Source organism: Gluconacetobacter dulcium (assembly GCF_014174165.1).
GTDB lineage: Bacteria > Pseudomonadota > Alphaproteobacteria > Acetobacterales > Acetobacteraceae > Gluconacetobacter > Gluconacetobacter dulcium.
The window spans coordinates 54,432-79,800 of the sequence record NZ_JABEQN010000013.1; the positions used below are offsets into that span (position 1 = coordinate 54,432).

Genomic DNA, 25,369 nt, shown 5'->3' on the forward strand with positions numbered 1-25,369 from the left:
GCAAGGAGGTTTAATTGTTAAATAAACTGATATACATTAGTTAAGCATTTTACTTAACAAATGGGAGGCCGTCATGTCCGATTCCGCATTGGAAACCGCCATCGCCCAGGTTGAGAAGGTCGCGCGGGGACAGGCTCCTGCCCCCGTGGTTCGCTCGTTCTTCGATGAGGCGACCTTCACGGCTACGCATGTGGTGCATGACCCCGCCACCCGCCAGGCCGCCGTCATCGACAGCGTGCTGGATTACGAGGCGGCATCGGGCCGGACCAGCCATGCCACGGCGCAGAAGGTCGTCGATTATGTGCGGGCCGAGGGGCTGGAGGTGCAATGGCAGCTCGAAACCCATGCCCATGCCGACCATCTGTCGGCGGCCCCCTGGTTGCAGGCGCAACTGGGCGGCAATCTGGCCATCGGGGCCGAGATCGTGCGGGTGCAGTCGGTCTTCGGCAAGATCTTCAATGCCGGCACCGAGTTCGCGCGTGACGGCTCGCAGTTCGACCGGTTGTTCCATGACGGCGACCGGTTCGCGGTCGGCGGGATCGAGGCGACCGTCCTGCATGTGCCCGGCCATACGCCCGCCGACATGGCGTTCGTCATCGGCGATGCCGCCTTTATCGGGGATACGCTGTTCATGCCCGATTACGGGACCGCGCGGGCCGATTTTCCCGGCGGGGAGGCGCGCCAGCTCTTCCGCTCGATCCGCCGCCTGATGGCGCTGCCGGACGCGACGCGCGTGTTCCTGTGCCACGACTACAAGGCGCCCGGCCGCGACCATTTCGCGTGGGAAACCACGATCGGCGCCGAACGCCAGGGCAATATCCATGTGCATGACGGCGTGAGCGAGGATGACTTCGTCGCGATGCGCACCGCGCGCGACGCCACGCTGTCGCTGCCGAACCTGATCATGCCTTCGGTGCAGGTCAACATGCGCGGCGGGCGCATGCCCGAGCCGGAATCGAACGGCACCCGTTACATCAAGATTCCGATCGACACGCTCTGACGCCCGTTTTCCGCCCCTCCTTATTTCTCTCTCCTTTGTCGACCGGGAATTCAGATCCATGTCCTTTCGCGCGCTGACCCCCCAGTTTTCCGTTTCGCCGCAACTCTCCGTCGCCGATGTGAACGCGGCGGCGTCGGGCGGATTCAAGACCATCATCTGCGCCCGTCCCGATGGCGAGAGCGCGGACCAGACGCCTTCGATGGAGATCGAGCAGGCGGCGCGCTGCCGGGGGCTGGAGTTCCTCGCCATTCCCGTTCGCTCGGGCAGCCTGCCGAGCGACGAGGCGGTGGAGGCCATGCGGTCGGCGCTGGAGCGGGTGCCGGGGCCGGTCCTGACCTATTGCCAGGGCGGGAACCGGGCGGCGCGGCTCTGGGCGCTGGCACAGGCGGGCCACATGCCGGTGGAGGGTATTCTGGCGGCCGGCCGGGCGGCGGGGATCGACCTGTCCTCGCTGGGCGACCGGCTGGCCGCCGCGCCGCACGCGCCGCGCCCGGCGGCCGCAAAGGCGGTTGCACGCCGGTTCAATGTCGTCATCGCCGGGGGCGGCGCGGCCGGTCTGGCCACGGCCGCGAGCATTCTGCGCCGCAGGCCCGGTATTTCGGTGGCCATCGTTGATCCTTCCGCCACGCATGACTACCAGCCGGGATGGACCATGGTGGGGGGCGGCATTTTCACGCCCGAACAGACGCGCCGCCCGGAAAAGGGGCTGATCCCGGCCGGTGCGACCTGGGTGCGCCAGCCGGTGGCGGGTTTCCTGCCGGAGGCGCGCGAGGTCGCGCTGGGCGACGGGACGGTGCTGTCCTACGACGTTCTGGTGGTGGCGACCGGGCTGACGCTGGACTGGGCGGCGATCCCCGGCCTGGAGGACGCGCTGGGCCGGAACGGCGTCACCTCCAACTACCGCTACGATCTGGCACCCTATACCTGGCAACTGGTGCAGGGCCTGTCGCGCGGCAGGGCGCTGTTCACCCAGCCGCCCATGCCGATCAAATGTGCCGGGGCGCCGCAGAAGGCGATGTACCTGTCCTGCGATGCCTGGCGGCGGCGCGGCGTGCTGAAGGATATCTCGGTGGGTTTCGACACCGCGACGCCGGCCCTGTTCGGCGTGGCGGCCTTCGTGCCCGCGCTGATGGCCTATATCGAGCGATATGGGGTCGACCTGCATCTGCGCTCGAAACTGGTGGCCGTGGATGGCGCGCGGCGGGTGGCGACCTTCGAACGCGCGACGGAAGCCGGGTCGGAGCGGGTCGAGCAGACATTCGACATGCTGCATGTGGTGCCGCCCCAGGTGGCGCCGGCGGTGGTGAGGTCCAGTCCGCTGGCCGGAGCCGACGGGTTCGTGGCCGTCGATCCCGCGACGCTGCGTCATGCGTCCTTCTCCGAAGTCTTCGCCCTGGGGGACGTTGCCGGCACGTCGAACGCCAAGACGGCCGCCGCCGCGCGCAAGCAGGCCCCCGTCGTGGCGGTGAATGTGCTGGCGGCGTTGGACGGCAAGGCGCCCGTCGCGGCCTATGACGGGTACGGCGCCTGTCCGCTGACGGTCGAGCGCGGGCGGATCGTGCTGGCCGAATTCGGTTATGGCGGCAAGCTGGAGCCGACCTTGCCGCTGTGGCTGTTGCGCGGCACGCAGCCGACGCGGCTGGCATGGTTCCTCAAGGAGAAGGTCATGCCCCAGCTCTACTGGCGGGGCATGTTGCGCGGGCACGAGTTGCTGGCCGCTCCCCGGAACGCTTCGGGAGCGTGACATGCCGCCCGACCTGACACATCTGGCGCTGGAGGTTCTCTCAGGCGCGCTGGTCGGCTTCACGCTGGGGCTGATCGGCGGCGGGGGGTCGATCCTGGCCGTTCCGCTGATGGTCTATGTGGTCGGGGTGAGCAACCCGCATGTGGCCATCGGCACCAGCGCCCTTGCCGTTGCGGTCAATGCGCTGGCCGGACTGGCGCAGCATGCGCGCGCGCGCACGGTCAAATGGCGCTGCGCCGCGATTTTCGCCACCTTCGGCGTGGTGGGGGCATTCGGCGGGGCGACTCTGGGCAAGGCGATGGACGGCCGTCGGCTGCTGCTGTGCTTCGCGCTGCTGATGATCGTGGTCGGCGTGCTGATGCTGCTTGGACGGCGCAACCAGGGCTGCGAGGGGGCGGCGTGCAATCGTGAGAATATGAGCCGGGTCATGACCTATGGCCTGGGGACCGGGGCGCTGTCGGGCTTTTTCGGCATCGGCGGCGGTTTCCTGATCGTGCCGGCGCTGATCGCCTCCACCCGTATGCCGATCCTCAACGCCATCGGCACCTCGCTGGTTGCCGTGGCCGCGTTCGGTGCCAGCACCGCCCTCAGCTACATGGTATCCGGCCTGATCGACTGGAACCTGGCCGTGCTGTTCATCGTTGGCGGCGTCGTCGGCAGTTTCGGCGGGATGCGTGCGGCCCGAGCTTTGGCCGGGACCACCGGCGGCCTGACGATCTTCTTCTCCGGCGTCATCTTCTGCGTGGCGACCTACATGATCTGGCGGAGCTTCTGACAGGCTGTCGGGCGATCTGTCGGGCAGGTGGCGCGGTCGGCGAGCCGACGTGGCGTTCCGGCGGGGGGAAGGGGCGTGGCCGGTCTGGCGCGGGTGGCTGGTCGAACGTACCGATCCTGGCGTAACATTCCGATACCATATCGGAAGGACCGTCGGCTATGCTGCGCATCTCGGATCTTGTGCAGGTCTATTCCAGCGGCACGCGCGCCCTGGATCATGTTTCGCTCGATATCCCGCGCGGGATGTTCGGGCTGCTCGGGCCGAACGGTGCGGGCAAATCCACCCTGATGCGCACCATCGCGACCTTGCAGGCTCCGACATCGGGCAGCGTGACGTTCGACGGGATCGACGTGCTGCGCGAGCCGGAGCGTCTGCGGGAGACGCTTGGGTATCTTCCCCAGGATTTCGGCGTCTATCCCCGTGTCTCGGCCTATGACCTGCTGGACCATCTGGCGGTGCTGAAAGGCATTACCGGCAGGGGAGAACGGCGCGAGACGGTCGAGACGCTGCTGCATCAGGTCAATCTGTGGTCCGTCCGCAAGAAGGCGGTTGCCGGTTTTTCGGGCGGGATGCGCCAGCGGTTCGGCATCGCGCAGGCGCTGATCGGGCAGCCTTCGCTCATCATCGTCGACGAGCCGACGGCGGGGCTGGACCCGGAGGAGCGCAATCGCTTTCTCAACCTGCTGGTGGAAGTGGGCGAGCAGGTGGTGATCATCCTCTCGACGCATATCGTCGAGGATGTCGCCGATCTGTGCCCCCGCATGGCCGTGCTGGCGGGTGGGCGCATTCTGCTGGAAGGCGCGCCGCTGGACCTGATCGAGAAGAGCCGGGGGCGCCTGTGGCGCAAGGTGATTCCGCGCGACGCGCTGGAGCAGTACCAGCGGGATTATCGTGTGATCGCCGTGCGTCTGTTTGCCGGCCGGACCGTTATCCATGTCGAGGCGGAGAGCGATCCGGGGGCCGGTTTCGCGCCGATGGAGGGGAGCCTCGAGGATGTCTATTTCCGGACGCTCGACAGTTCGCGCCGGGCGGCCTGATCCATGCTCGGACGGATTGCGCGGTTCGAGATCCGCTACCAGATGCGCGGCCCGGCTTTCTGGGTCTGCGCGCTGATCTTTCTGACGCTGACTTTTCTCTGCACCACCGTTTCGGTCATCCAGATCGGCAGCGGCGGCAATGTGCACAAGAACGCGCCCTATGCCGTTGCGCAGATGGAGCAGGTGTTCTCGGTCTTCTCGCTGTTCGTCTGCGCGGCGATCGCGGCCAATGCCGTGATCCGCGACGAGGAAACGGGCTTCGGCCAGATTCTCTACGCCACGCGGCTGCGGCGCCTGCCTTATATCTTCGGCCGGTTCCTCGGCGTCTTCTTGACCTGCTGCCTCGTGTTTCTCGCGGTGCCGCTGGGTGTGTTCCTGGGGTCGTTCATGCCGTGGGTGGACCCGGACACGCTCGGCCCGGTCCATGGGCTGGCCAATCTCAAGGCTTACGGGCTGCTTGCGATTCCGAACCTGTTCCTGATCAGCGCCATGATGTTCGCGGCCGCGACGCTGACGCGCTCCATGATGGGGTCGTATATCGTCGCGGTGTCGCTGATGGTCGTCTGGACCATTGCCGGCACCATGATCGGCAAGCTGCCGCGCCTTGAGGAAACGTTCGGTTATCTCGAACCGTTCGGCTTCGGAGCGGTCGATCTGGCGACGCGCTACTGGACGGCGGTGGAGCGCAACACGCTCGCGCCGCCCCTGACGCCGATGCTGCTATGGAATCGTGTGCTCTGGTGCGGCATCGCGGTCGGGCTTCTGGCCCTTGCGGGCAGTCTGTTCAGCTTCACGCGGCGGCAGGGACGGTTCGCGCGTCGGCGGGCGGAGGGGCCTGCCGAGGTGCCGCCGGTGTTCGACCCCCGCGCCTTGCCGCGCCCGCGCTTCGACGCGCGCGCGCGGCGCGTGCAGTATGTCATGCGCCTGCGCTTCGAGGTGCGGCAGGTGTTGCGCAGCCCGGCCTATATCGTGCTGCTGCTGCTGGGCATTATGAACACGGTGGGTGGGCTGGTCGATCTCGACGAGATGTATGGCACGCCCGTCTGGCCGGTGACGCGCGTCATGATCCAGCATCTGGTCGGCGCGTTCACGCTGATTCCGTTCATCATGGCTGCGTTCTATGCGGGCGAGGTGGTCTGGCGCGAGCAGGACCGCAGGATGCATGAACTGATCGGCGCCGCGCCGCTGCCCGGATGGATCTTTGTCCTGAGCAAGGTGCCGGCCATCGCCATCGTGCTGTTCACGACGCTGCTGGCGGGCGTGGCGGTCGGTGTGGTCTATCAGCTTGCGCATGGCTACACGCATCTGGAGCTTGGGCATTATCTGCTCTGGTTCGTGCTGCCCGGCACGGTTTCGGTGCTGTTGACCGCGATCCTGGCCGTGTTCCTCCAGGTTCTCGCGCCGCAGAAATTCGTCGGCTGGGGGCTGATGTTCCTCTATATGGTGCTGCGGTTGATCGGCGGCACGCTGGGGCTGGACGATATCCTCTATAATTACGGGCGCACGCCGGGCATGCCGCTTTCCGACATGAACGGGGTGGGCACGTTCTGGAAGGGGCTGGTGGTCAGCGACCTTTACTGGGCGTGCTGCGCGATCGTGCTTGTCGTGCTGTGCCATGGGCTGTGGCGGCGTGGCGCGGCCATGCCGCTGCGGGCGCGGCTGGCGGCTCTGCCGTCGCGCATCCGGGGGGTGCCGGCGGCGATCGGCGGTGCGGCGCTGGTGTGTTTCGCGGGGCTGGGGGCCATCATCTTCGTCAATACCCATATCTGGAACGAATATCGGACACCCAACCAGCGTGACCGCTACATGGCGGATTACGAGAAGGCGCTGCTGGCGTACGAGCATGTGCCGCAGCCCGATGTGACGGCGCTGCGCTTTGCTATCGACATTCATCCCGACGGCCCGGCGATGACGGTGAGCGGACATTATGTGCTGACCAACCATCAGGCGGTTCCGCTCGATCATGTGCATGTGCGGATGGAAACGCGCCAGACGAAGCTGATCGACCTGAAGATCGACGGCGCGACGCTGGAGCGCGATTATCCGAAATTCCATTACCGCATCTACCGGCTGGCCCGGCCGCTTGCGCCGGGGGAGAGCATCGGACTGGATTTCCGCACCGAGCGCGGACAGCGCGGCTTTGCCAATTCGGCCGATACCGGTCTTGGCATCTTTCCGAACGGCACGTTCGTCAACAAGGACGATTTCGCGCCGTCCATCGGCATGACCCGTGACGGGCTGCTTCAGGACCGCGTCAAGCGCCGCAAATACGGGCTGGTGCCGGAACTGCGCATGGCGAAGCTGGAGGACCGGTCGGCGCAGGCGCAGAACTATATTCATGCAGGTTGGACGACGGCGGACATTACGGTGACCACCGATGCCGACCAGACGCCGATCGCGCCCGGCGACCGCGTTTCCGACGTGACGCATGACGGGCGGCGTACGGCGCATTTCGTTACCTCCGCGCCGGTGCTCGACTTCTTTGCCGTGCAATCGGCGCGCTATGCCGAGCGGCATGCGCTCTATGACGGGCCGAACGGCAAGGTGGATCTGACGGTCTATTACGACCCGCATCATCCGTGGAACGTTGACCGGATGCTGAACGGCTTCAAGGCCGGGCTGAAATATTATGAGCCGAATTTCGGCCCGTATCAGTTCCATTATGCGCGTATTCTGGAATTTCCGGCCTATTCCGCCTTCGCGCAGGCTTTTGCCGGGACGATCCCGTATTCGGAAGGGATCGGGTTTATCGCCAACCTCTCGAACCCCGACAATATCGACTATGTGACCTATGTGACGGCGCATGAACTGGGCCACCAATGGTGGGCGCATCAGGTCGTGGGCGCGGACATGCAGGGGGCGACCATGCTCTCGGAGACGCTGGCGCAATATTCGGCGTTGATGACGATGCGCGAACTCTATGGGCCGGACAAGATTCGGCGCTTCCTGAAATACGAGCTGGACCGGTACCTGCGTGCGCGCGGCACGGAGCGGCTGGAGGAGGAGCCGCTTGAGCGGGTCGAGAACCAGCAATACATCCATTACCGCAAGGGATCGGTCGTGATGTACCTGCTTCAGGATCGGCTCGGGGTGGACCGGGTGAATGCCGGGCTGCGTCAGCTTCTGGCCGATTACCGCTTCAAGGGTGCGCCATGGCCGCGCTCGCTGGATCTGGTCGGCGATTTCCGTGCGCAGGCCGGACAGAAGGAGGAGGGCGATGCCGCCGGGCAGCAACTGATTACCGACCTGTTCGAGAAGATCACGCTCTATGATCTGCGCACCGTCTCCAGCACCGCGACGAAGCGGGCCGATGGCCGGTTCGATGTGGAACTGAAGATTTCGGCGAAGAAGCTTTATGCCGACGGCAAGGGCAACGAGACGGAAACGCCGATGAACGAGCCGGTCGATATCGGCCTGTTCACCGCCATGCCGGGTGAAGCGGCCTTCGACCGGAAGAACGTCGTGCTGATGCAGCGGGCGCCGATCAGGACCGGCGAGAACACGCTGCATTTCACGGTGGATCGCGCGCCCTCCTTCGCGGGTGTCGATCCTTATGTGGAAATGGTCGATCGCAATCCCGATGACAATGTCAGGGCGGTGGCGGGGCCGTAAGGGCGGCAGATGCGGATGATGATCGATACCGGGGGAGGCATATTTGCCTCCGTCCGGGTTTCGAACATTGAAGCCGGCCGGCTTGGTTTGACGGGGGACGGGCGCTGCGTGGCGACGGGCAGGTTCGCGGGAGGCGCGGCCAATCTCCCGGCGGCCGAGGCCCACAAGGCATCGGGCGTCAGCGTCAGCGCCGGTGCCGGGGTGGCACGCGACATGGCGGCGTGCCATGCCCGGTATTTTTGGCAGCGCCATATCGCCGGGGCGATGAATCCCGCAGGCAGCGCGGGAGGCCATCGGGCGGACGGAGGATTTCCGTGGCGTGATTTGCCCAATACAGGACTGTGACGGCGATACGCGGCATTGGCCGCCCGTGCCGCCCATGGCTGTGGCCAGACCTGAATGCTGGGTGAGGCCGACGTGGATATTTGGCGGAAGCAGGTCGTCAATGATATAGATCAAATGAATGCTTTGTTTTGTTATTTAAAACATCTTGCACATTTTGTAATGTAAAAGTAGGCATTCATGCGGCTTCATGAGGGGCCGTTGTACATGTGTCCTGATTGGTTCCCTTGGGGGGATAGCCGATCCGGTGAGCATGTCCCTATTTGTTTTCGGATAATGGTCGGACGTTTTGTGCCGATGGAGACGTCATGCGATCCGGGGGGCGCGCGTGACGGGTGATGGCAGACGAAGGGACGGGGGCGGGTCTTTCCTTCTCGGTTCCTGAAAGAAATCATCTGAATTATTCAATCATGGGGCGTGAGCCGTTGGTCGACGGGTTCAAGACGAAGGGACGCGAATTTCTTCTGCGCATGCTTGACGACATGCCGGTGGCAGTCATGACGGTGGAGCCGGAATCGCTGCTGATCGACTATGTCAACAACATGTCCGTTGCGCTGATCCGGCGGATCGAGCATCTGCTGCCGATCCGCGCCGATGAACTGATCGGCACGTCGATCGACGTGTTTCATCGCTCTCCCGCCTATCAGCGGCATCTATTGTCCGACCCGCGCAATCTGCCGCACAGTGCGCGCATCCGTCTGGGTACCGAGGTGTTGGACCTCAAGGTTTCGGCCATCAACGACCGGGAGGGCCGCTATATCGCACCCATGCTGACCTGGGCGCTGGTGACGAAAGAGGTCGAGGCGGAAAAGCGCATCGGCTATCTGGCGCATCACGACGCGTTGACCGGACTGCCCAACAGGCTCGTGTTCCGCAGGGCGCTGGAGGAACGGCTGGCGACGCCCGATGCGTGCTTCGGGCTGCTCTATGTCGATCTGGATGGTTTCAAGCTGGTCAACGACACGCGGGGGCACCAGGTGGGCGATGCGCTGCTGCGGCAGGTCGCCGACCGGCTCAGGACGTTATGCGATGATCCGGCGGTGACGCTGACGCGGCTGGGCGGCGATGAATTCGCGATCCTGTCGCCCCATGACGCGGAACGGCCGGTCGGGCTGCATGCCGACCGGATCGCGGCGGCGCTGGGCCGGCCCTTCGACCTGGAGCATGGCCACAGAATCCAGATCGGGGCTTCGGTCGGCATCGCACTGGTGCCGGAGCATGGTGTGGACCCCGAGATCCTGCTGGCGCGGGCCGATATGGCGCTTTATAAGGCCAAGGAAGATGGCAAGGGGATCGCCAGGCAGTTTTCACGCCATCTGGAGTTTCGTGCCCAGGAGCGGACGCGGTTGGAGGAAAGTCTCTACGCCGCGTTACAGGCCCGGCAGGATTTGTTCGTTTTCTATCAGCCGATCATCGATCTCTATTCGGGGTGCGTCACGGCGCGGGAGGCATTGGTGCGTTGGTACCATCCTGAACGCGGCTGGGTCTTGCCCGCCGAGTTCGTGTCGGTGGCCGAGCAGTGCGGCCTGATCGACCCGTTGGGTGAATTCGTCCTGGATCGGGCCTGCCGCTGCGCCATGCAGTGGGAGGATGGAGCGCATGTCGCCGTCAACATCTCCGCCATCCAGTTGGGCAGGGAAACGCTGGTGCCGGCCGTTGCGGCCGCACTCGCGGCGTCCGGCCTGCCGGCGGAGCGGCTGGACATCGAAGTGACCGAGACGGCGCTGCTGGGCGACGAGCAGGGCGGTATCCAGGACCTGCTGGCCCTGCGTAAAATGGGGGTCTGCATTTCGCTGGACGATTTCGGTACCGGTTATTCGTCGCTGGCCCATCTGCGGGCTTTTCCGTTCGACAAGATCAAGATCGACGGGTCCTTCGTCCGGGATGCCCTGGCGCGCCCGGAATGTGCTGCTGTGGTCAGGGCTATTGCCGACCTGGGCCAGCGCCTGGGCGTACGGACCGTGGCCGAAGGGGTGGAGACCGAAGACCAGCTTGCCCTGGTGCGCCGGGAAGGGTGCGCCGAGGTGCAGGGCTATCTTCATGGTTGCCCCATGCCGGTGGGGGAAGATATCGAACGGGTGCGTCGTTGCGATCCGGAACTGGTTGTCCGGTGACGGGGCGAGGGGACGACATGCCGGATGGGGGCGTCATGCGATAGCGGGCTTCCTGGGCAGCAGGAATATTTCTCGTTTGGGAGGGAGAAGGCCGCGCGGGCGTGCTTTCCTTCAATAATTAGGATCGAAATTCACATGAGTGCCCATTCTGAAGCAAAGAAGCCGCTCCGGCAGAACGGAGCCGCTATCGAGAAGCTGCGGCGAACCCAGAACTTCATGGATATGACGGAGGCGAATTACCGCGCGATCCGCGGCGTCGGGGCCGTGATCGAACGTGAACTGCCTGAAGCCCTTGAGCAGCTTTATGCCCGGATTCGGAAAGTGCCAGAAATCCACAATCTTTTCTCGTCGGAAGAGGAGATCGAACGCGCGAAGCGGGCACAGCGGAACCACTGGAAGAGTATTTCGGCTGCCGATCTGGGCGCCGAATATGCTGCCCGCGTGCATGCGATCGGCACTGTCCATGCCCGCATCGGCCTGGAACCGACCTGGTATATCGGCGGCTATGCTATTATCGTCGATCATCTCGTCCATGCCATCGTCAACCATTTCCAGCAGGGGCGATCGCTGTTTCCGGGGCAATCCGCGCAGGTGACCGCGCAGATGGCGGATACGATCGCCAGCCTGTGCAAGGTGGTGTTCCTTGAAATGGACCTGACGATTTCCGTCTATCTGGAACAGGAGGAACTGGCCCGTGAGGCGGCTCGTGAAGAGGCCATCAGGAAGGAGCAGGATCTGGTCGCGGGCAGTTTCGGCGCCGTGATCGGCCGGATCGCCGAGCGCGACCTGTCGGGGCAGGTGCGTGACGACCTGCCGGCTGCCTATCTGACGCTGCGCGAGAACCTCAATAGTGCCATGGGCGCCCTGAACGGTACGCTGGGTGCGGTGCTGGACACGACCCAGGCGATCGACCGCGCCGCCGCCGAGATCAGCAGCGCCGCCCACGACATGGCCGGCCGCACCGAGCGCCAGGCTTCGTCGGTGGAGCGGACCGCCGCGACGGTCGAGCAGGTCAGCGCCACTGTGTCCGAGACGGCGACGCGGGTCGCTCATGCCGAGGATTTCGTCGTGCAGTGCGAGGCGGCGACCGGGCGCTTCGGCGAGATGATCGAGCGGGCGCAGAACACGATGGGCGATATCGCCGCCTCTTCTGACGCCATCGCCCGGATTACCGATGTGATGGACGGCATTGCCACCCGCACCAACCTGCTGGCCCTGAACACCGCCATCGAGGCCGCGCGCGCCGGCGAGGCGGGGAACAGCTTCAAGATCCTGGCGAAGGAGATCCGGGATCTGGCGACCCGGGCCGCCGAGGCGTCGAAGGAAGTCAGGGGGCTGGTGAATACCGCGCGGGTCCAGGTGGCGACCGGCGTGACCGCGATGGGTGAGGCGAGTGCCGCGATCGGCAGCATCATCGCCGGGGTCAACGAGATCGGCAGCCATCTGAGGGATATCGCTATCGCGGCGCGGGAGCAGGCCTCGGCGTTGCGGGACATCAATGGCGCCGTGGCGACGATCGATCAGGGCACCCGCCAGAACGCGGCGATGGCGGAACAGACTTCAGCCGCGAGTTTGGCGATGGCGGAGCAGGCGGCTGCCCTGAAAGCCCAGCTTTCGGAGTTCCGGCTTGCCCGGCCGACCGGTGCGGCGAAGGCGCCTGTTCGGCTCGCGGGGCCCGGCGCCCGCTATGCGGGCGTGGCGTAACGGCTGACCGACTGATCGCGGACGGCGAGCATCTCGCCCAGGCGCACCAGGTCGGCCAGCGAGCGGGCGCCCATTTTCCGCATGACCTGGGCGCGGTGGAGCTTGATCGCCGGCAGGCTGAGGGACAGGTGGCCGGCGATCTGCTTGTTCATCAGCCCGGCCACGACCAGCGCCATGACCTGGCGCTCGCGATCGGACAGGGTGTCGTAGCGTTGGCGGATGTCCGCCGGGCAGGGCGTGTCGCCCTGTGTGTCGGACCAGTGATCGAACGCGCGGGAGACGGCGGCGAGCAGGGCTTCGTCGTCCAGCGGCTTGGCGAGGAAGTCGATCGCGCCCGCGCGCATGCCCCTGACGGCCATGGGAATATCGCCGTGGCCCGTCATGATGATGACGGGAATGCCAAGGCCGGCTTCGGTGAGTGTGGCCTGGAATGCCAGGCCGTCGACCGTGCCGAGCCTGACATCGAGGATCAGGCAGCAGGGGCCGGCCGGACGGGCGGTGCGGAGAAACTCTTGCGGGTCGGCATGGGTGGTGACGGTGTGGCCGGCCGAGCGCAGCAGGCTGTCCAGCGAGGCGCGTATGCCGGCGTCATCGTCGATCACGATGACATGGCCGGCCGGTTGCGGTGGTGTGTCGTGCGTCATGGGGTGATCTCCAGCACCGGCAGCCGTACCGTGACGACGGCGCCGCGTGGGGTGGCGTTTCGGGCCTCGATCGTGCCGCCATGGGAAAGGGCGATGGTGCGGCAGATCGCCAGCCCCATGCCCATGCCCGATGCCCTGGTGGTGATGAAGGGCGCGAAGAGGTGATCGGGATCGAGATGCAGGAATCCCGGCCCTGAATCCTGAATTTGCAGGCGGATCGTCCGGTGCTTCGCCTCGTCTTCGGCCAGGGTCAAGGTGATGAGCCTCCGGTGATCGGTCATCGTCTCAAGCGTCTGGATGGCGTTCAGCATCACGTTCATGACGATCTGCTGGATGGCGATCCGGTCGCCGATGATGGCCGGAAGATTCGGTGCGGCATGGCGGCGCACGTCGATGCCGCGTGTGGCCAGTTCGGAGCGCAGCAGCAGGAGCGTGTCTTCGATCAGGGCGAGGAGGTCCAGCCGGGCATGGGCGAGCGGGGCCTTGCGCGTGAGATCGCGGACGCGGCTGATGATGGCGGCGGCGCGGCGGCTGCAGGCCTTGATCTGTTCGAAACAGGCGAGGGCCTCGGGGAGGTCGGGCCGGTCGCGGCGAAGCCATCGGCCGCCCGATTGCGCGAAGGTGGCGATGGCCGACAGGGGCTGGTTGACCTCGTGTGCGATCGAGGCCGTCAGGTGCCCCAGCGTGGCGATGCGGTCGGCATGGGCCAGCAGGCGGGCCTGTTCGGCCAGCGCGTCCCTGGCCTGCCGGTTGCGGGCGGCCAGAATCGTGACGACGATGGTGGCGATGAGGCTCAGTGCCAGGTGGGCATACTGGCCGTCGAAGGGTTCGCCGTAATGGCGGATCGCGAAGGATGTGCATTCCAGCGCGACGCACACGCCGCCCACGATGTGCAGCCTGCGCGGCGTGCAGCGGTCGGCGACCAGGACGACGACCAGCACATACAGGACGCCGAACGCATTATGGGAGGGAAACAGGGTAATCGCGAAGATGACGACCGACATGATGGCTGCGATGAGCCAGTACCAGCGCCCCATGGCTCAGGAGAGTCCTTCGGCTCGGCCGCTCTCGTTTTCAAACGCCTTTCCGGTCAGCCGGCGTCTGGTGCCGGGGGGCGTATCCATGCGGTTTTCTATGTGAAACGGAATGTCACGATGTATCATAACATTTCTGGAAGAAATTGGAAACCTATACCTAAGTCTATGATTTTTATGGCACCTATGCAATTGTGAGTGATTCTCATTTGTGTTTTTAAGGCACCACCTAACCGTGGTTGCGAGAATGAGAGAAATGTCCAGTCCACTGATCCGCCGCCGTGTTCATCCTGCGCCGCTGATGGCGGGATTTGCGCTTCTCTGCTCCGGATTGCATGTCGGTTCGGCCGAAGCCGGTACCGATGGCGAGACGGCGGCGAATGCGAAGCATCATCGCCATGCCGGCCGCAAGGCGCATGCCGCCGCCCATCCTGTCGGGCAGCCGCCGGTGGAAGGCCATCAGGCGACCGAGGCCGCGCCGCCGCGTGCCGACGGGGTGGTGCCGGCACGGCCGCTGAACGGCCAGCCGCTCGATCAGGTGGGGCGGAGCGCCACGGCGGAAGAGCATGTGACGGTCGTCGGTAGCCGTATGAACATCCTGCATGAGGATATCGGCCTGAGCCGCATGCCGCAGGATGTGATGCACACGGCCCAGACCGTCAATGTCGTGCCCAAACTGCTGATGGAACAGCAGAACGTGAAGTCGCTGGACGAGGCGCTGCGCAACGTGCCCGGCATTACCGCCTCGGTCGGCGAGGGGGAAGGCGGGATGAGCGGGGACCAGTTCCTGATCCGCGGCTTTCAGGCGCAGAACGATATCTATGAAGACGGGTTGCGGGATTTCGGCGTCTATAGCCGCGACAGTTTCGATTATGACCATGTGACCGTCATCAAGGGGCCGTCGTCGGAAGTGTTCGGCAACGGGACCACGGGCGGCGCCATCAACATGGTGACCAAGATGCCGCATCTGGGGAACAGCTATGGCGGGCAGTTCAGCGGCGGGTCGGCCGATTATTATCGGGGCACGCTGGATGTGAACCAGCAGGTCGGCGCATCCACCGCCGTGCGGATTGCCGCCATGGGCAACGAGAACGACGAGGTGGGGCGCGCCAGCGTCTATTCGCATCGCTGGGGCATCGCGCCGTCGGTCGCGTTCGGACTGGGCCGGCCGACGACGCTGACGTTGGAATATTTCCATCAGACCGACAACCGGATTCCCGATTACGGCGTGCCGCTGCTGAAGAAGCCGGGGACGAGTGTGTCGCGGCCCGCGACCGCGTTCGGCCTGAACCGGAACAACTGGTATGGCACGCAGTACGATCAGGATGCCACGAACGTGGACATGCTGTCGGCGCATCTGAAGCATGAAATGAACAGCCATATCTCGTTTTATGACGATCTGCGCGGGGGGATGTACGAACGCTATTATTCGGCGTCGCAGCCGGGGTGCGATGCGACCTGCAACGCGGCGTATTTTACCGATCCGTCGGCGGCGATGGTGAACCGTCGCGGCCATCTGGGCGGGCCGGAGCCCTATCAGCAGAATGACTGGTCGGTGCAGAACGTCTTTTCCACCATCGCGAAATTCAATACCGGCGTCCTGCGGCACCAGATCATCGCCGGGTGGGACGTGGCGCATATCTATGACCGGCGCATCAATTATGCCTTCAACTATAACGGGCAGAACGGCACGCGGAAGGACCTGACCAGCATGGTCAATCCGACGAACAATGTGCCGGATCTTCTGCTGGGCGGGCAGGGCCAGTACAGCTATGATCTGGTGAATATCGGCGGAGTGGGACGGGCGCTGTACAAGACCGGTTCCGCGACCGATGTGGGGGCGTTCTTCTCCGACCAGATCTGGTTCACGCCGAAATTCTCGGCACGGGCCGGGTTCCGCTGGGACCATTGGGACAGCCATTATGCGGCCAATGAGGGGCCGGCGGGCAACGGTGTCGCCTATGGGCAGAATCAGGACACCTACAACCCGACCGTCAACCTGATGTACACGCCCGACGACAATACGATGCTCTATTTCAACTGGGCGAAATCGACGACGCCGCTGGGGCTGTATGTGACCAACAGTTCGGAGCCGCTGAAGGCCTCGACCGAGGGGTTCAAGCCCGAGACCAGCAGCCTGTATGAAGTCGGTGCGAAATATAACGCCTTTCGCGGACGGATGGGCTTTACCGTTTCGGCGTTCCGTCTGGAAAAGGGCAATTCGCTGCTGACGGACCCTTCGACGGGGAATGTGAGCGCGTCGAGCGACCGGCAGCGGAACCAGGGGTTCGAACTCAGCGCGTCCGGCGAGATCCTGAAGAACTGGAACGTGATCGCGACCTATGCCTATTACGACGCGACGACCGTGGGGTCGCTGACGCCGGCGGATGTGGGCAAGCGTATCCAGTATGCGCCGAAGAACTCGGCGACCTTCTGGACCACCTATACCGCCGGAGCGAACACGCCGTGGAACGTGACCTTCGGCGGTGGCCTGACCTGGCGGCAGGGCGTGTGGCTGGATGCCGCCAATACGGCGCGCGCGCCATCGACCGTGGAATGGGATGCCATGATCTCGCACAGCTTCCTGAAACATTGGAAGGTGCAGATGAATGGCTACAATCTGGCTAATCGCCTGAACTATTCCAATCTGTTCAGCGACCGGATCACGCCCGCGACCGGCCGGGCGTTCCTGTTCGCCGTTTCGGCGACCTACTGACGACGGGTCACGGACCCTGCCGGGTGGGCGGGGTCCGCAGGGTTTCCAGGGCTTCCGACAGGGCTTGTCGGGTCGTGGCCATGTCGGCGTCGTCGTGCGGCGTGCCCAGATACATCAGGCCGCGCGGCAGGGTGTAGATGCCGCGTTGGAGCAGGGCGTCGGTCAGGCGGCCGGTTGCCGCCCGGTCCACCTGGGTCAGGTCGCCGATACAGGTCAGCCCCTTCGTTCCGACAAAGAGTTGCACGGCGGAGCCGACAGCCTGGGCGCAGGCTGGGATGCCCGTCCGTGCGGCCTGCGTGTTGACGTGAGCGCACAGATCGGCGGCCATGGCATCCAGCCGCGGATAGAGTGTTTCGGCGTGGATGCGAAGGTGGGACACGGCCGCGAAGCCCGCGGCCAGGGACAGCGGATTGCCGTTGAAGGTGCCGCGATGCAGCAGGCGCCCGCTTGCGACGTCGTGCATGATGTCGCGCCGTCCCGCCACCGCGCCGATCGGCAGTCCGCCGCCCAGCACCTTGCCCAGCACCGTCAGGTCCGGCAGGACGCCGTAGCGTTGCTGCGCGCCGCCGAGTCCGAGGCGGAAACCGGTGATCACCTCGTCGAAGATCAGGACGATGCCGTGTTCGCGCGTGGCGATCCGCACGGCTTCGAGAAAGCCCGGCGGCGGGGCGAAGCAGCCGGGATTGATGGCCGCCGGCTCCAGGATCACGGCGGCGAAACTGCTGTCGAGCGACGCCATCTGTACGGCGTCGCCCCAATCGAACAGCACCACGTCCGCCGAGGCCGCCGGGTCCTGGCCGATGGTGCTGGGGCCGTCATTGTCCGGTGCGCCGGCGATGTGCAGGTTGTCGATCCAGCCGTGATAGTTGGCGCGGAATTTCGCGATCTTGAGCCGACCTGTGGCGGCACGGGCGATGCGCAGGGCGAGTTGTACGGCCTCGGTGCCCGTCGTGACGAAGGCCGTCTGTTCGGCCGTGGGCACGCAGTCCGCCAGCAGGTCCGCCAGCGCGGCCTCGCCCCGATGGACGGTGGCCGTGCGCAGACCACGGGCCATTTCCCGCGAGACCGCGGCCTGCACGCAATCGGGGGTATGGCCCAGCAGGAGCGGACCGTAGCCGAGGGTGAAGTCGATATAACGGTTGCCGTCCAGGTCGGTCAGGTGAACGCCCTGTGCGTCCTCGATGACGACCGGTACCGGGGTCTGCCGTCCGCGCGGGGTCGAGGAGACGCCGAAGGGCAGGTGCGCGCATGCGGCCGCGCGATAGGCGCGCGAACGGGTGTAGTCGGGGGCGGGCATCAGGGGGTCTCCGCCCGCGCGGGGCAGGCGCTGAGGTAAGCGGCGACCTCATCGGTGGGGATAACGTCGGCATATTTGCAGTTGAGGTCGAACAGGTTGATCGCGTGGCTGGCCTCGAACCGGTCGAAGGCGGTTTCTTCGGGGATGATGGTCTTGAAATTGTAGGAATAGGCATCGACAGCCGTGGCGCGCAGGCATCCCGATGTCGTGCAGCCGGTCAGGATCAGCGTATCGACGTCGAGGAAATTGAGCTGGCTCATGAACAGCGTGCCGAAGAAGCAGGACGGCTTGCGCTTGCCGATCAGATAATCCTGGGGGCGGGGAGCCAGCGGGGCGACGACGCGCGTGGCATGGGTGCCCTCGATGACCGTTTTTTCGTGCCCGCGATGATTCTTGCCAACCTGGACCCCGGAATCGCGCAGGTCGGCGCGGCGCGCGCTTTCGGTATAGAAGATCGGCAGGTTCTTCTCGCGCGCCAGCAGCAGGAGGCGTTCGATGTGCGCCACCGCCGCCCACGCTTCCGGCCCGCAATGGGTGCGATAGGTCCTGAGTCCGTCCAGGATGTCCTCCGGCCCATCGCCGCAGAAATTATACTGCACGTCGATGATGAACAGGGCTGGACGAGAACCGAAGCCCCCGCGTTTGCCGTAACCCGAGGCGGCATAGACCTGGCGGTCCCGTTCCGTCAGGAACCGGTCCCAGAGGCGTGGTCTTTCATCCATGGCGGGTACTCCGTGATCGTTGCGATGCGTGCCGCGTCAGCGCCGCACGAAAGGATTGGGGATTTCGGCGGTGGTGGAGATCCACACGCTCTTGGTTTCGAGATATTCCATCATGCCTGCGATGCCGCCCTCGCGTCCGACGCCGCTCATGCCGAAGCCGCCGAAGGGCGAGGTGGTGCTGGTGGAACGGTAATTGTTCACCCACACCGTTCCCGCCCGCAATCGTTCGGACATCAGGAGGCCGCGTCGCAGGGATTCGGTCCACACGCCGGCCGCCAGGCCGAATTCGGTATCGTTCGCGATTCGAATTGCATCTTCCTCGTCGCGAAAGCGCAGAACGCTGAGGACGGGGCCGAAGACTTCCTCACGCGCGATGCGCATGTCGTTGGTTACGTCGGCAAAGATCGTGGGTTCGAAGAACAGTCCGTTGGGGAAGTCGGGAACCGCGCGGGGTTTGCCGCCGGCGACCAGGCGCGCGCCGTCCTGCTGCGCGATGGCGACATAGGAACGGATTTTCTCGAACTGGGGCCGGGTGGAGATGGGCGCGATCTGGGTCGCCGGGTCGGCGGGGGAGCCGAAACGGACATCGCGGATGAAATCGACCAGGCGTGCCAGAAACGCATCGTGGATGCTGTCCTGCAGCAGCAGGCGCGAGCCTGCCACGCAGGTCTGGCCGGAGGCGGCGAAAATGCCCGCAACCGCCCCCTTGACCGCCTGGTCCATATCCGCGTCGGCGAAGACGATATTGGGAGATTTGCCGCCCAGTTCGAGCGTCACGCGCTTCATGTGTCGTGCCGCCTTCTCGGCGATGATGCGGCCGGCTTCCGGACCGCCGGTGACGGCGATGCGCTGGATGCCGGGATGGCAGACCAGGGCGTCGCCCGTCACGGCGCCGCGCCCGGTGACCACATTGACCACGCCCGGCGGAAAGCCCGCCAGTTCCACAAGCTTGACGAATTCCAGCAGCGAGGCCGACGTGAATTCGGACGGCTTGAGGACCACCGTCGCGCCCGCCGCCAGGGCCGGCGCCAGCTTGAGGCTGGTCAGCGGCAGGGGCGAGTTCCATGGCATGATGCAGGCGACCACGCCGCAGGGTGCGTATGTCGTGAAATTGAAGATGCCGGGCTTGTCTGATGGAATCACGGAGCCGCCGACCTTGTCCGCCAGTCCGCCGTAATAATAGTAATATTGCGCCATGTAGCGCATCTGCATGGAGAGTTCGGCAATCAGCTTGCCGTTGTCCTGGAGTTCGACCCTGGCCAGCCAGTCGGCGTTCTGTTCGATCAGGTCGCCCAGCCGGCGCAGCAGGGTGCCGCGCGCGGTCGGCCGCATGGTGGCCCAGGGGCCGGTGGTGAAGGCGGCCGTGGCCGCGCGGACCGCGCGGTCGACATCCGATGCGGTGCCGTCGGGCACGCGCGCCCAGACGGTGCCCGTGACCGGGTTGTCGGAATCGATCCAGCCCTCGCCGTCGGAATCGACGAACGCGCCGTCGATATACTGGCGGTAGACGAAGCACCCATCCTCGGCGCGAGGGGTGGGCGCCAGACGGGAATCGGTCGGAGTGACATCGACAAGCAGCGCGCTCATGCTGGTTTTTCCTGCTCCGTTCGGGGTGTTTGACTTCATATGTATTATGTGTATGACATTAAGTCATGAACCGCAAGCGACATCGTTTCGGTTGCGGCACCCATGGAGCATGAAAAGAGACGCCATGACAGGAAACACCGCTCGATGAACGGTAAGGTCATCATCTGCGGCGCGGGACCGGTGGGTCTCGTCACGGCGCTGCGTCTGGCCCGCGCGGGCGTTTCGGTCTGCGTTCTCGAAAAGCGGGAGACGATCAATGTCGCGTCCAAGGCGTCGACATTCCATCCGCCGACCCTTGATATCCTTGACCGGCTGGGGCTGCTCGAACCGGTGCGCGGGCGGACGCGCGTGGTGCGGGCCGCCCAGTACCGTACGGTCGCGGGGCCGTTCGCGCGCTTTCCGTTCGAGATGCTTGCCGACCTGACCGAGCATCCGTATCGCGTGCATGTCGAACAGGCTGAAATCGCGCGGGCGGCGCTGGATGCGCTGGAGAGGCTGCCCCATGTGCGCCTGCTGTTCGGTGCCGACGTGCTGTCGGTCGAGAGCGCGGATGGCGCCGCTTGCGTGCGGTTCTGGCATGATGGCCGCGAGCATGCGCTGGAAGCGGATTTCGTGCTGGTGGCCAACGGGGCGGGCAGCGCCCTGCGCGAGCAGATGGGCATCGGTTTCGATGGCAAGGTCTATCCCGGCGAAGTGCTGCGTGTGATCACCCGTGCGCCGATGGCCGATTTCATTCCGGGTCTGGACGGCGTGACCTATCTGTTCGACGGCAATCGTTCGATCAGCCTGCTTGAAATGCATGATTGCTGGCGCGTCATCCTGCGTCCGTCCGACGCGGCGCTGGATGAGACGCGGCGTGATCGGGCCTGGGTCGAAGCCGTGCTGCGCGATGTGCTGCCGGCGGCCATCGCGGCGCCGCCGGTCGATGGCTGGGACCTGTATCGCGCATCGCGGCGCATTGCCTCGCGCTATGCGGTGGGTCGTGCCGTCCTGATCGGGGATGCGGCCCATGTGACGAATACCCGCGGCGGGATGAACATGAATTGCGGCATGCATGATGGGTGCGTGATTGCCAATGCGGTCCTGCGTGCGCTGGAGAGCGGCGACGTGGCGCCGGTTCTGGCGGCAGCCGAACGGCGGCACAGGGTAGGCAGCACGCTGCTGGCGGAACGGACCGACCGCAGCGTGGGGGACCTGTCGCACTGGGCCGAGCGCGTGCGCGCGATCGCGGCCGACCCGCGGGAGGCGCGGGCATTCCTCGTCGAGACCTCGATGCTCGACATGATCGACCGGGAGGATATCGATGCGATCTGAGACACTGGCTGCCGCGCAGCGCGCGGGGCTGACCGATCTGGAGGGGATGCCGCGGCTGGGTGTTCTCGTGCCGCCGTCCAATCCGACGGTCGAGCCCGAACTGGCGCGCCTTCTGCTGCCGGCCGGCAAGCTGTACGCCGCGCGCTTTCCGGTGATGCCGGATACCACGCTGGACGAGCGTAACGCGCGCTATATCGACTTGTATGCCCCGACCCTGGGACAGATGGCGGGGCTGTCGCTGAATGCGGCGGTGGTGGGGCTGACCGGGCCGAGCTATCGCCTGCTGCCGGACGGGGACCGGGCATTGTCGGAGCGTCTGGGGACGGAGGCGATGAAGGTGGCGACGGCCAGTCACGCCATCGGTTGCCTGCTGGGGGCGCTGGGCGTGCGGCGGCTGGCCCTGGTCTCGCCTTACCAGAAGGCGTTGACGGCGCAGGCCGTGGCCTATTGGGAGGCGGCCGGCCATGACGTGGTGCAGGTGGTGAGCCTGTCGGAAACGTTCCGTGCCTACGAGATGGGTACGGCGGACGTTCAGCGCGGGCTGGATGGCATTTCGGACGAGGCGCAGGCGGTCGTCATCAGCGGGACCGGCCTGCTGACGTTGCCGGCGATTCTGGCGGCGCGGCAGGCGGGGAGCGTGCCGGTCCTGTCGTCGAACATCGCCTGCGCGTGGTGGCTGCGCCGGGCGGCCGGCGTGCGCGTGTCCGCGCCGGTGCTGGAGGCCGTTCTGCCGGAGGTGGCGTGACCGCGGCCGCCATCCTGCCCCCGGAGGGGCGGTGGGCGTGGAGGATGGATGGATCACGCGTGTCGTTCCGTGCTTCATTGCGGGGCAAACCGACGCGAGTTCCCAGAATTTTCATGGCTGCCAAGAAACCGACCATCCAGACCGCCCTGCGCGATATCGAGCCCCTGTCGCAACAATCGCTGATTCCCCTGCATCATCGTGTCTACGTCGTGCTGTATCGCAAGCTCATGGAGGGCAGTTTCCAGCCGGATGAGCCCATGCCGACGGAGGCGGAACTGTCCGAGGTCTTCGGCGTGTCGCGCATTACGCTGCGCACGGCGATGAAGCGGCTGGAAAGCGAGGGGCTGATCCGCCGCCTGCGTGGGCGCGGGACCTTTCCGCTGGCGGCCCCTATCCGGGCGGCCATGCAGTCGACTGCTGTACGGCGCAATCAGGTGTCGCTGGCCTTCAAGACCCAGGTGCGGATCGTCGGTTATGAAACCGTCGATGCGTCGCCGGTCATGGCTGAACAACTGGGCGTGCCGGTCGATGCGCCGTTGCTGCGGATCGAGCGCGTGCGCTCGGACACGCGCTCCGCGATATCGCATTCCGTCTGTCTGCTGCCCGCGGAGTTCGCCCGGTTCCTGCCGCGCCGGCAATTGGGGACGCTGCCGGTTTCCGCCGCGCTGGAAGCCGCGGGCGTGGAACTGCACGATTTCGACGAGCACCTCAACGCCTGCGCGGCCGATGAAACGGCGGCCGAGGCGCTGGGGGTGGATATCGGCACGCCGCTGCTGTCCATGCTGCGAATCGCGCGGGATGCCGCCGGGCGTGTCGTGGAGCGGCTGATGGTGGTGTACCGCCCGGATCGGTACGAATATTTCCTTTCCTATTCGGCGGAAAGCCTGCGGCAGGGCGAGCATGCCCTGCATCTGAGCGTGCGCGACCTGGCCCCGCCCGCGGCGGGAACGGAATGACCGCCGCGCCTTCCGGCCGCCTGCGCGGCGAACTCGGCCTGGCCGACGTGGTGGCCCAGGCTGCCTCGGGCGTCGGGCCGATCTATTCGGCGATCGTCTTCGTGCCGCTGGTGACGGTGGGGGCTTCGGGCTTCGGCGCGGGCGGGGCGGTGCCGCTGTGCATTCTGATCGCCGCGTTTCTGCTGATGGCCGTTGCCCGTGTCTTCGCGGGGTTCGCGCGGCAGGTCCGCACGCCGGGATCGTTGTACGATTACCTCAAGCTTTCTCTCGGGCGTCGGGCGGGCACCGTGTTCGGGCTGCTGTTCTATGCCTGTGCGATTGCGGCCTTCGTCAACGGTACGCTGACGTTCGGGGGGCTGGCGGCCACGATGGCCGACCATCTGACCGGCCATGTGCTGCCATGGTGGCTGGGGGCGCTGGGTGGGCTGGCACTGGTGGCGCTGTCGGTTTCCCGCGGCATCACGATGGCGGTGCATCTGCAGCTTGCCATCAGCGTCGTGTCGATCGGCGCCGTCGGGCTGTTCTCCGCCTGGGTTCTGGTGCAGTCGCCGCATCTTCCGGCGGTGGCGCAGGCGGGGCTGCTGCCGTCGGCGCAGGGGCACGGGCTGGCCGGTGTCATGATGGGGCTGAGCTTCGCCTTTTTCATGTATGGCGGTTTCGAGGGGGCGGCGAGTCTGGCCGAGGAATGCCGCAACCCGACGCGGGCCATTCCGCGCGCCATGATCCTGACGATCTGGGTCAATGCGGCCTTCTACCTGCTGACGGCCTTTGCGGCCCTGGCCGGATTCGGTGCCGACGCGGGGCGCCTGGGCGGACAGGAGATGCCGCTGCTGGCCCTGGCGGCGGACCCGCGATACGGCGGGCCGGCGATCGAGGGCATTCTGATGACGATGACCCTTGCCGACGTGCTGGCGATGATTACAGCCGGCAGCATCGCCATCGCGCGCGGCTTGCTGTGCCTGGCGCGCGACGGGGTGCTGCCGGCCGCCTTTGCCCGCACCAGCAACGGGCGCGGGGTGCCGGTGATGCCCAATCTGGCCCTGCTGGGTGGAACGGCGGCGCTGGTGGCCGTGATCCGCATTGCGACGGGGCCGGTACCGGGACAGGAATCCTATATGGGGTGGTTCATCTGGATCGGCACATTCGCCAGCCTGAACCTGCTGATCGCCTGGTGTGCGACCTGCATCGGCGGATTCGTGATGGGGCGGCGACCGGGGGGAGGCGGCGAGATGCGTTTCTGCGCGGCGATCGGCACGGTCGCGACCCTGGCGGTGATCGGGGTTACGCTTGGTCTGCTGGAAGGATCGGAGCGGTTGGTACCGCTGGCGAGTGTGCTGCTGGCGCTGGTCGGATGGTGGGCGATGCGTCCAGCGCGGTCATGAGGTTGGCGCGCGCCTTTTCGATATGCTGCTCCATCAGCGAGCGGGCCAGGTCGGCGTCGCGCGAGCGGATGGCGCGCAGGATCTGCCAATGCTCCTGGTATGCGACGCTCTTGCGTTCCGGCCGGGCGCCGGACCAGCGGCGATAGAGCCGGAGCAGCGGATAGAGATCGCCGCCCAGGACCGCCGAGATGCGCGGGCTGCGCGCATGTTCGATCAACTGGAGGTGAAAGTCGAAATCGTCGGGGGGGATGTCGGGATCGCCCAGGTCGCGGCGGCGCGCCTGTTCGAGCGCGGCCAGCAGGCTGGTGATTGCGGACTCGTCCATGCGGGTGGCGGCCAGGGCGCAGGCGCGGCCTTCCAGTGCGACGCGCATATCGAACAGGTCGTCTACCGCTGCCCTGTCCAGCAACGCCACGCGTGCGCGGGCGAAAGGCTCGCGGGTGACCAGGCCGATGCCCTGCAGGCGGCGTATCGCCTCGCGCACCGGGCCACGGCTGACGCCGAACTGACGGGCCAGGGTCGCTTCGCCCAGCGTGGCGCCGGGGGCGATCCCGCCCGAATGGATCAGGGCCAGGATGTCACGAAACAGCGCTTCGCCCAGCGAGCGGGCGCTGTCGTCTTCCTCCTGACCGTCCATGGCATTC

The 25,369-nt window shown here is 65.7% G+C and carries 19 protein-coding genes; 13 read left to right on the top strand and 6 right to left on the bottom strand.

The features are described from left to right. Positions 1-73: 73 nt before the first annotated feature. The 8 genes from HLH25_RS11480 (at position 74) to HLH25_RS11515 (ending at position 12,328) form a co-directional block, all read left to right on the top strand. Entirely contained in the window at positions 74-1,000 is a 927-nt protein-coding gene (locus HLH25_RS11480; RefSeq protein WP_182974196.1) for an MBL fold metallo-hydrolase, read from the top strand. A 58-nt stretch (positions 1,001-1,058) separates the two neighbouring features. Next, positions 1,059-2,744: a bifunctional protein tyrosine phosphatase family protein/NAD(P)/FAD-dependent oxidoreductase gene (locus HLH25_RS11485; RefSeq protein WP_182974197.1), complete on the top strand. Its 1,686-nt coding sequence runs from the start codon at positions 1,059-1,061 to the stop codon at positions 2,742-2,744. A gap of 1 nt (position 2,745) precedes the next feature. Next, the gene (locus tag HLH25_RS11490; protein WP_182974198.1) at positions 2,746-3,519 is read left to right on the top strand and encodes a sulfite exporter TauE/SafE family protein; all 774 of its coding nucleotides are present in this window, start codon (positions 2,746-2,748) and stop codon (positions 3,517-3,519) included. A 158-nt stretch (positions 3,520-3,677) separates the two neighbouring features. Further along, positions 3,678-4,556, top strand: coding sequence for an ABC transporter ATP-binding protein (locus HLH25_RS11495; protein WP_182974199.1), 879 nt, complete (start codon positions 3,678-3,680; stop codon positions 4,554-4,556). A 3-nt stretch (positions 4,557-4,559) separates the two neighbouring features. After that, positions 4,560-8,168: an ABC transporter permease/M1 family aminopeptidase gene (locus HLH25_RS11500; protein ID WP_182974200.1), complete on the top strand. Its 3,609-nt coding sequence runs from the start codon at positions 4,560-4,562 to the stop codon at positions 8,166-8,168. Between the two features lie 108 nt (positions 8,169-8,276). Beyond that, positions 8,277-8,513 carry a hypothetical protein gene (locus tag HLH25_RS11505; RefSeq protein WP_182974201.1) on the top strand — a complete coding sequence of 79 codons (237 nt, stop codon included), beginning with the start codon at positions 8,277-8,279 and terminating at the stop codon, positions 8,511-8,513. 407 nt (positions 8,514-8,920) lie between these two features. Then, a complete protein-coding gene (locus HLH25_RS11510; RefSeq protein WP_246402056.1) occupies positions 8,921-10,624 on the top strand; it encodes a putative bifunctional diguanylate cyclase/phosphodiesterase in 1,704 nt (567 codons plus the stop codon). A gap of 135 nt (positions 10,625-10,759) precedes the next feature. After that, positions 10,760-12,328 (top strand): globin-coupled sensor protein, encoded by a 1,569-nt coding sequence (locus HLH25_RS11515; RefSeq protein ID WP_182974203.1) that lies wholly within the window; start codon positions 10,760-10,762, stop codon positions 12,326-12,328. On the opposite strand, the gene HLH25_RS11520 is transcribed toward HLH25_RS11515, so the two are convergent. Together HLH25_RS11520 and HLH25_RS11525 are read right to left on the bottom strand one after the other, a co-directional pair. Beyond that, a complete protein-coding gene (locus HLH25_RS11520; RefSeq protein ID WP_182974204.1) occupies positions 12,310-12,972 on the bottom strand; it encodes a response regulator transcription factor in 663 nt (220 codons plus the stop codon). The two genes, HLH25_RS11515 and HLH25_RS11520, sit on opposite strands and share 19 nt — an antisense overlap. Then, positions 12,969-14,009 carry a sensor histidine kinase gene (locus tag HLH25_RS11525; protein WP_182974205.1) on the bottom strand — a complete coding sequence of 347 codons (1,041 nt, stop codon included), beginning with the start codon at positions 14,007-14,009 and terminating at the stop codon, positions 12,969-12,971. The genes HLH25_RS11520 and HLH25_RS11525 overlap by 4 nt, the downstream gene beginning before the upstream one ends. A gap of 253 nt (positions 14,010-14,262) precedes the next feature. On the opposite strand from HLH25_RS11525, the gene HLH25_RS11530 reads away from it, so the two are divergent. Further along, a complete protein-coding gene (locus HLH25_RS11530; RefSeq protein ID WP_182974206.1) occupies positions 14,263-16,722 on the top strand; it encodes a TonB-dependent receptor in 2,460 nt (819 codons plus the stop codon). A 7-nt stretch (positions 16,723-16,729) separates the two neighbouring features. Here HLH25_RS11530 and HLH25_RS11535 read toward each other — a convergent pair whose 3' ends face one another. The 3 genes from HLH25_RS11535 to HLH25_RS11545 are packed head-to-tail and all read right to left on the bottom strand — an operon-like array spanning position 16,730 to position 20,328. Then, positions 16,730-18,019: an aspartate aminotransferase family protein gene (locus HLH25_RS11535; RefSeq protein WP_182974207.1), complete on the bottom strand. Its 1,290-nt coding sequence runs from the start codon at positions 18,017-18,019 to the stop codon at positions 16,730-16,732. Then, positions 18,019-18,741, bottom strand: a complete 723-nt coding sequence (locus HLH25_RS11540; RefSeq protein WP_182974208.1) for an isochorismatase family protein — start codon at positions 18,739-18,741, stop codon at positions 18,019-18,021. The genes HLH25_RS11535 and HLH25_RS11540 overlap by 1 nt, the downstream gene beginning before the upstream one ends. Before the next feature lie 36 nt (positions 18,742-18,777). Continuing rightward, complete coding sequence (locus HLH25_RS11545; protein ID WP_182974209.1) at positions 18,778-20,328, bottom strand: aldehyde dehydrogenase; 1,551 nt, start codon at positions 20,326-20,328, stop codon at positions 18,778-18,780. A 144-nt stretch (positions 20,329-20,472) separates the two neighbouring features. Here HLH25_RS11545 and HLH25_RS11550 point away from each other — a divergent pair, with 144 nt between their 5' ends. The 4 genes from HLH25_RS11550 to HLH25_RS11565 all read left to right on the top strand — a co-directional run bounded on the left by HLH25_RS11550 (position 20,473) and on the right by HLH25_RS11565 (position 24,725). Continuing rightward, positions 20,473-21,642 (top strand): FAD-dependent oxidoreductase, encoded by a 1,170-nt coding sequence (locus HLH25_RS11550; RefSeq protein WP_182974210.1) that lies wholly within the window; start codon positions 20,473-20,475, stop codon positions 21,640-21,642. Then, a complete protein-coding gene (locus HLH25_RS11555; protein WP_182974211.1) occupies positions 21,632-22,387 on the top strand; it encodes a maleate cis-trans isomerase family protein in 756 nt (251 codons plus the stop codon). The genes HLH25_RS11550 and HLH25_RS11555 overlap by 11 nt, the downstream gene beginning before the upstream one ends. Before the next feature lie 113 nt (positions 22,388-22,500). Next, complete coding sequence (locus HLH25_RS11560; RefSeq protein ID WP_182974212.1) at positions 22,501-23,343, top strand: GntR family transcriptional regulator; 843 nt, start codon at positions 22,501-22,503, stop codon at positions 23,341-23,343. Beyond that, on the top strand, positions 23,340-24,725 hold the full coding sequence (locus tag HLH25_RS11565) for an APC family permease (protein WP_182974213.1): 1,386 nt from the start codon (positions 23,340-23,342) through the stop codon (positions 24,723-24,725). Before HLH25_RS11560 ends, HLH25_RS11565 begins: the two co-directional genes overlap by 4 nt. Here the strand turns inward: HLH25_RS11565 and HLH25_RS11570 are convergent. Next, positions 24,625-25,362, bottom strand: a complete 738-nt coding sequence (locus HLH25_RS11570; protein ID WP_182974214.1) for a GntR family transcriptional regulator — start codon at positions 25,360-25,362, stop codon at positions 24,625-24,627. The genes HLH25_RS11565 and HLH25_RS11570 overlap by 101 nt on opposite strands. Between the last annotated feature and the right edge of the window lie 7 nt (positions 25,363-25,369).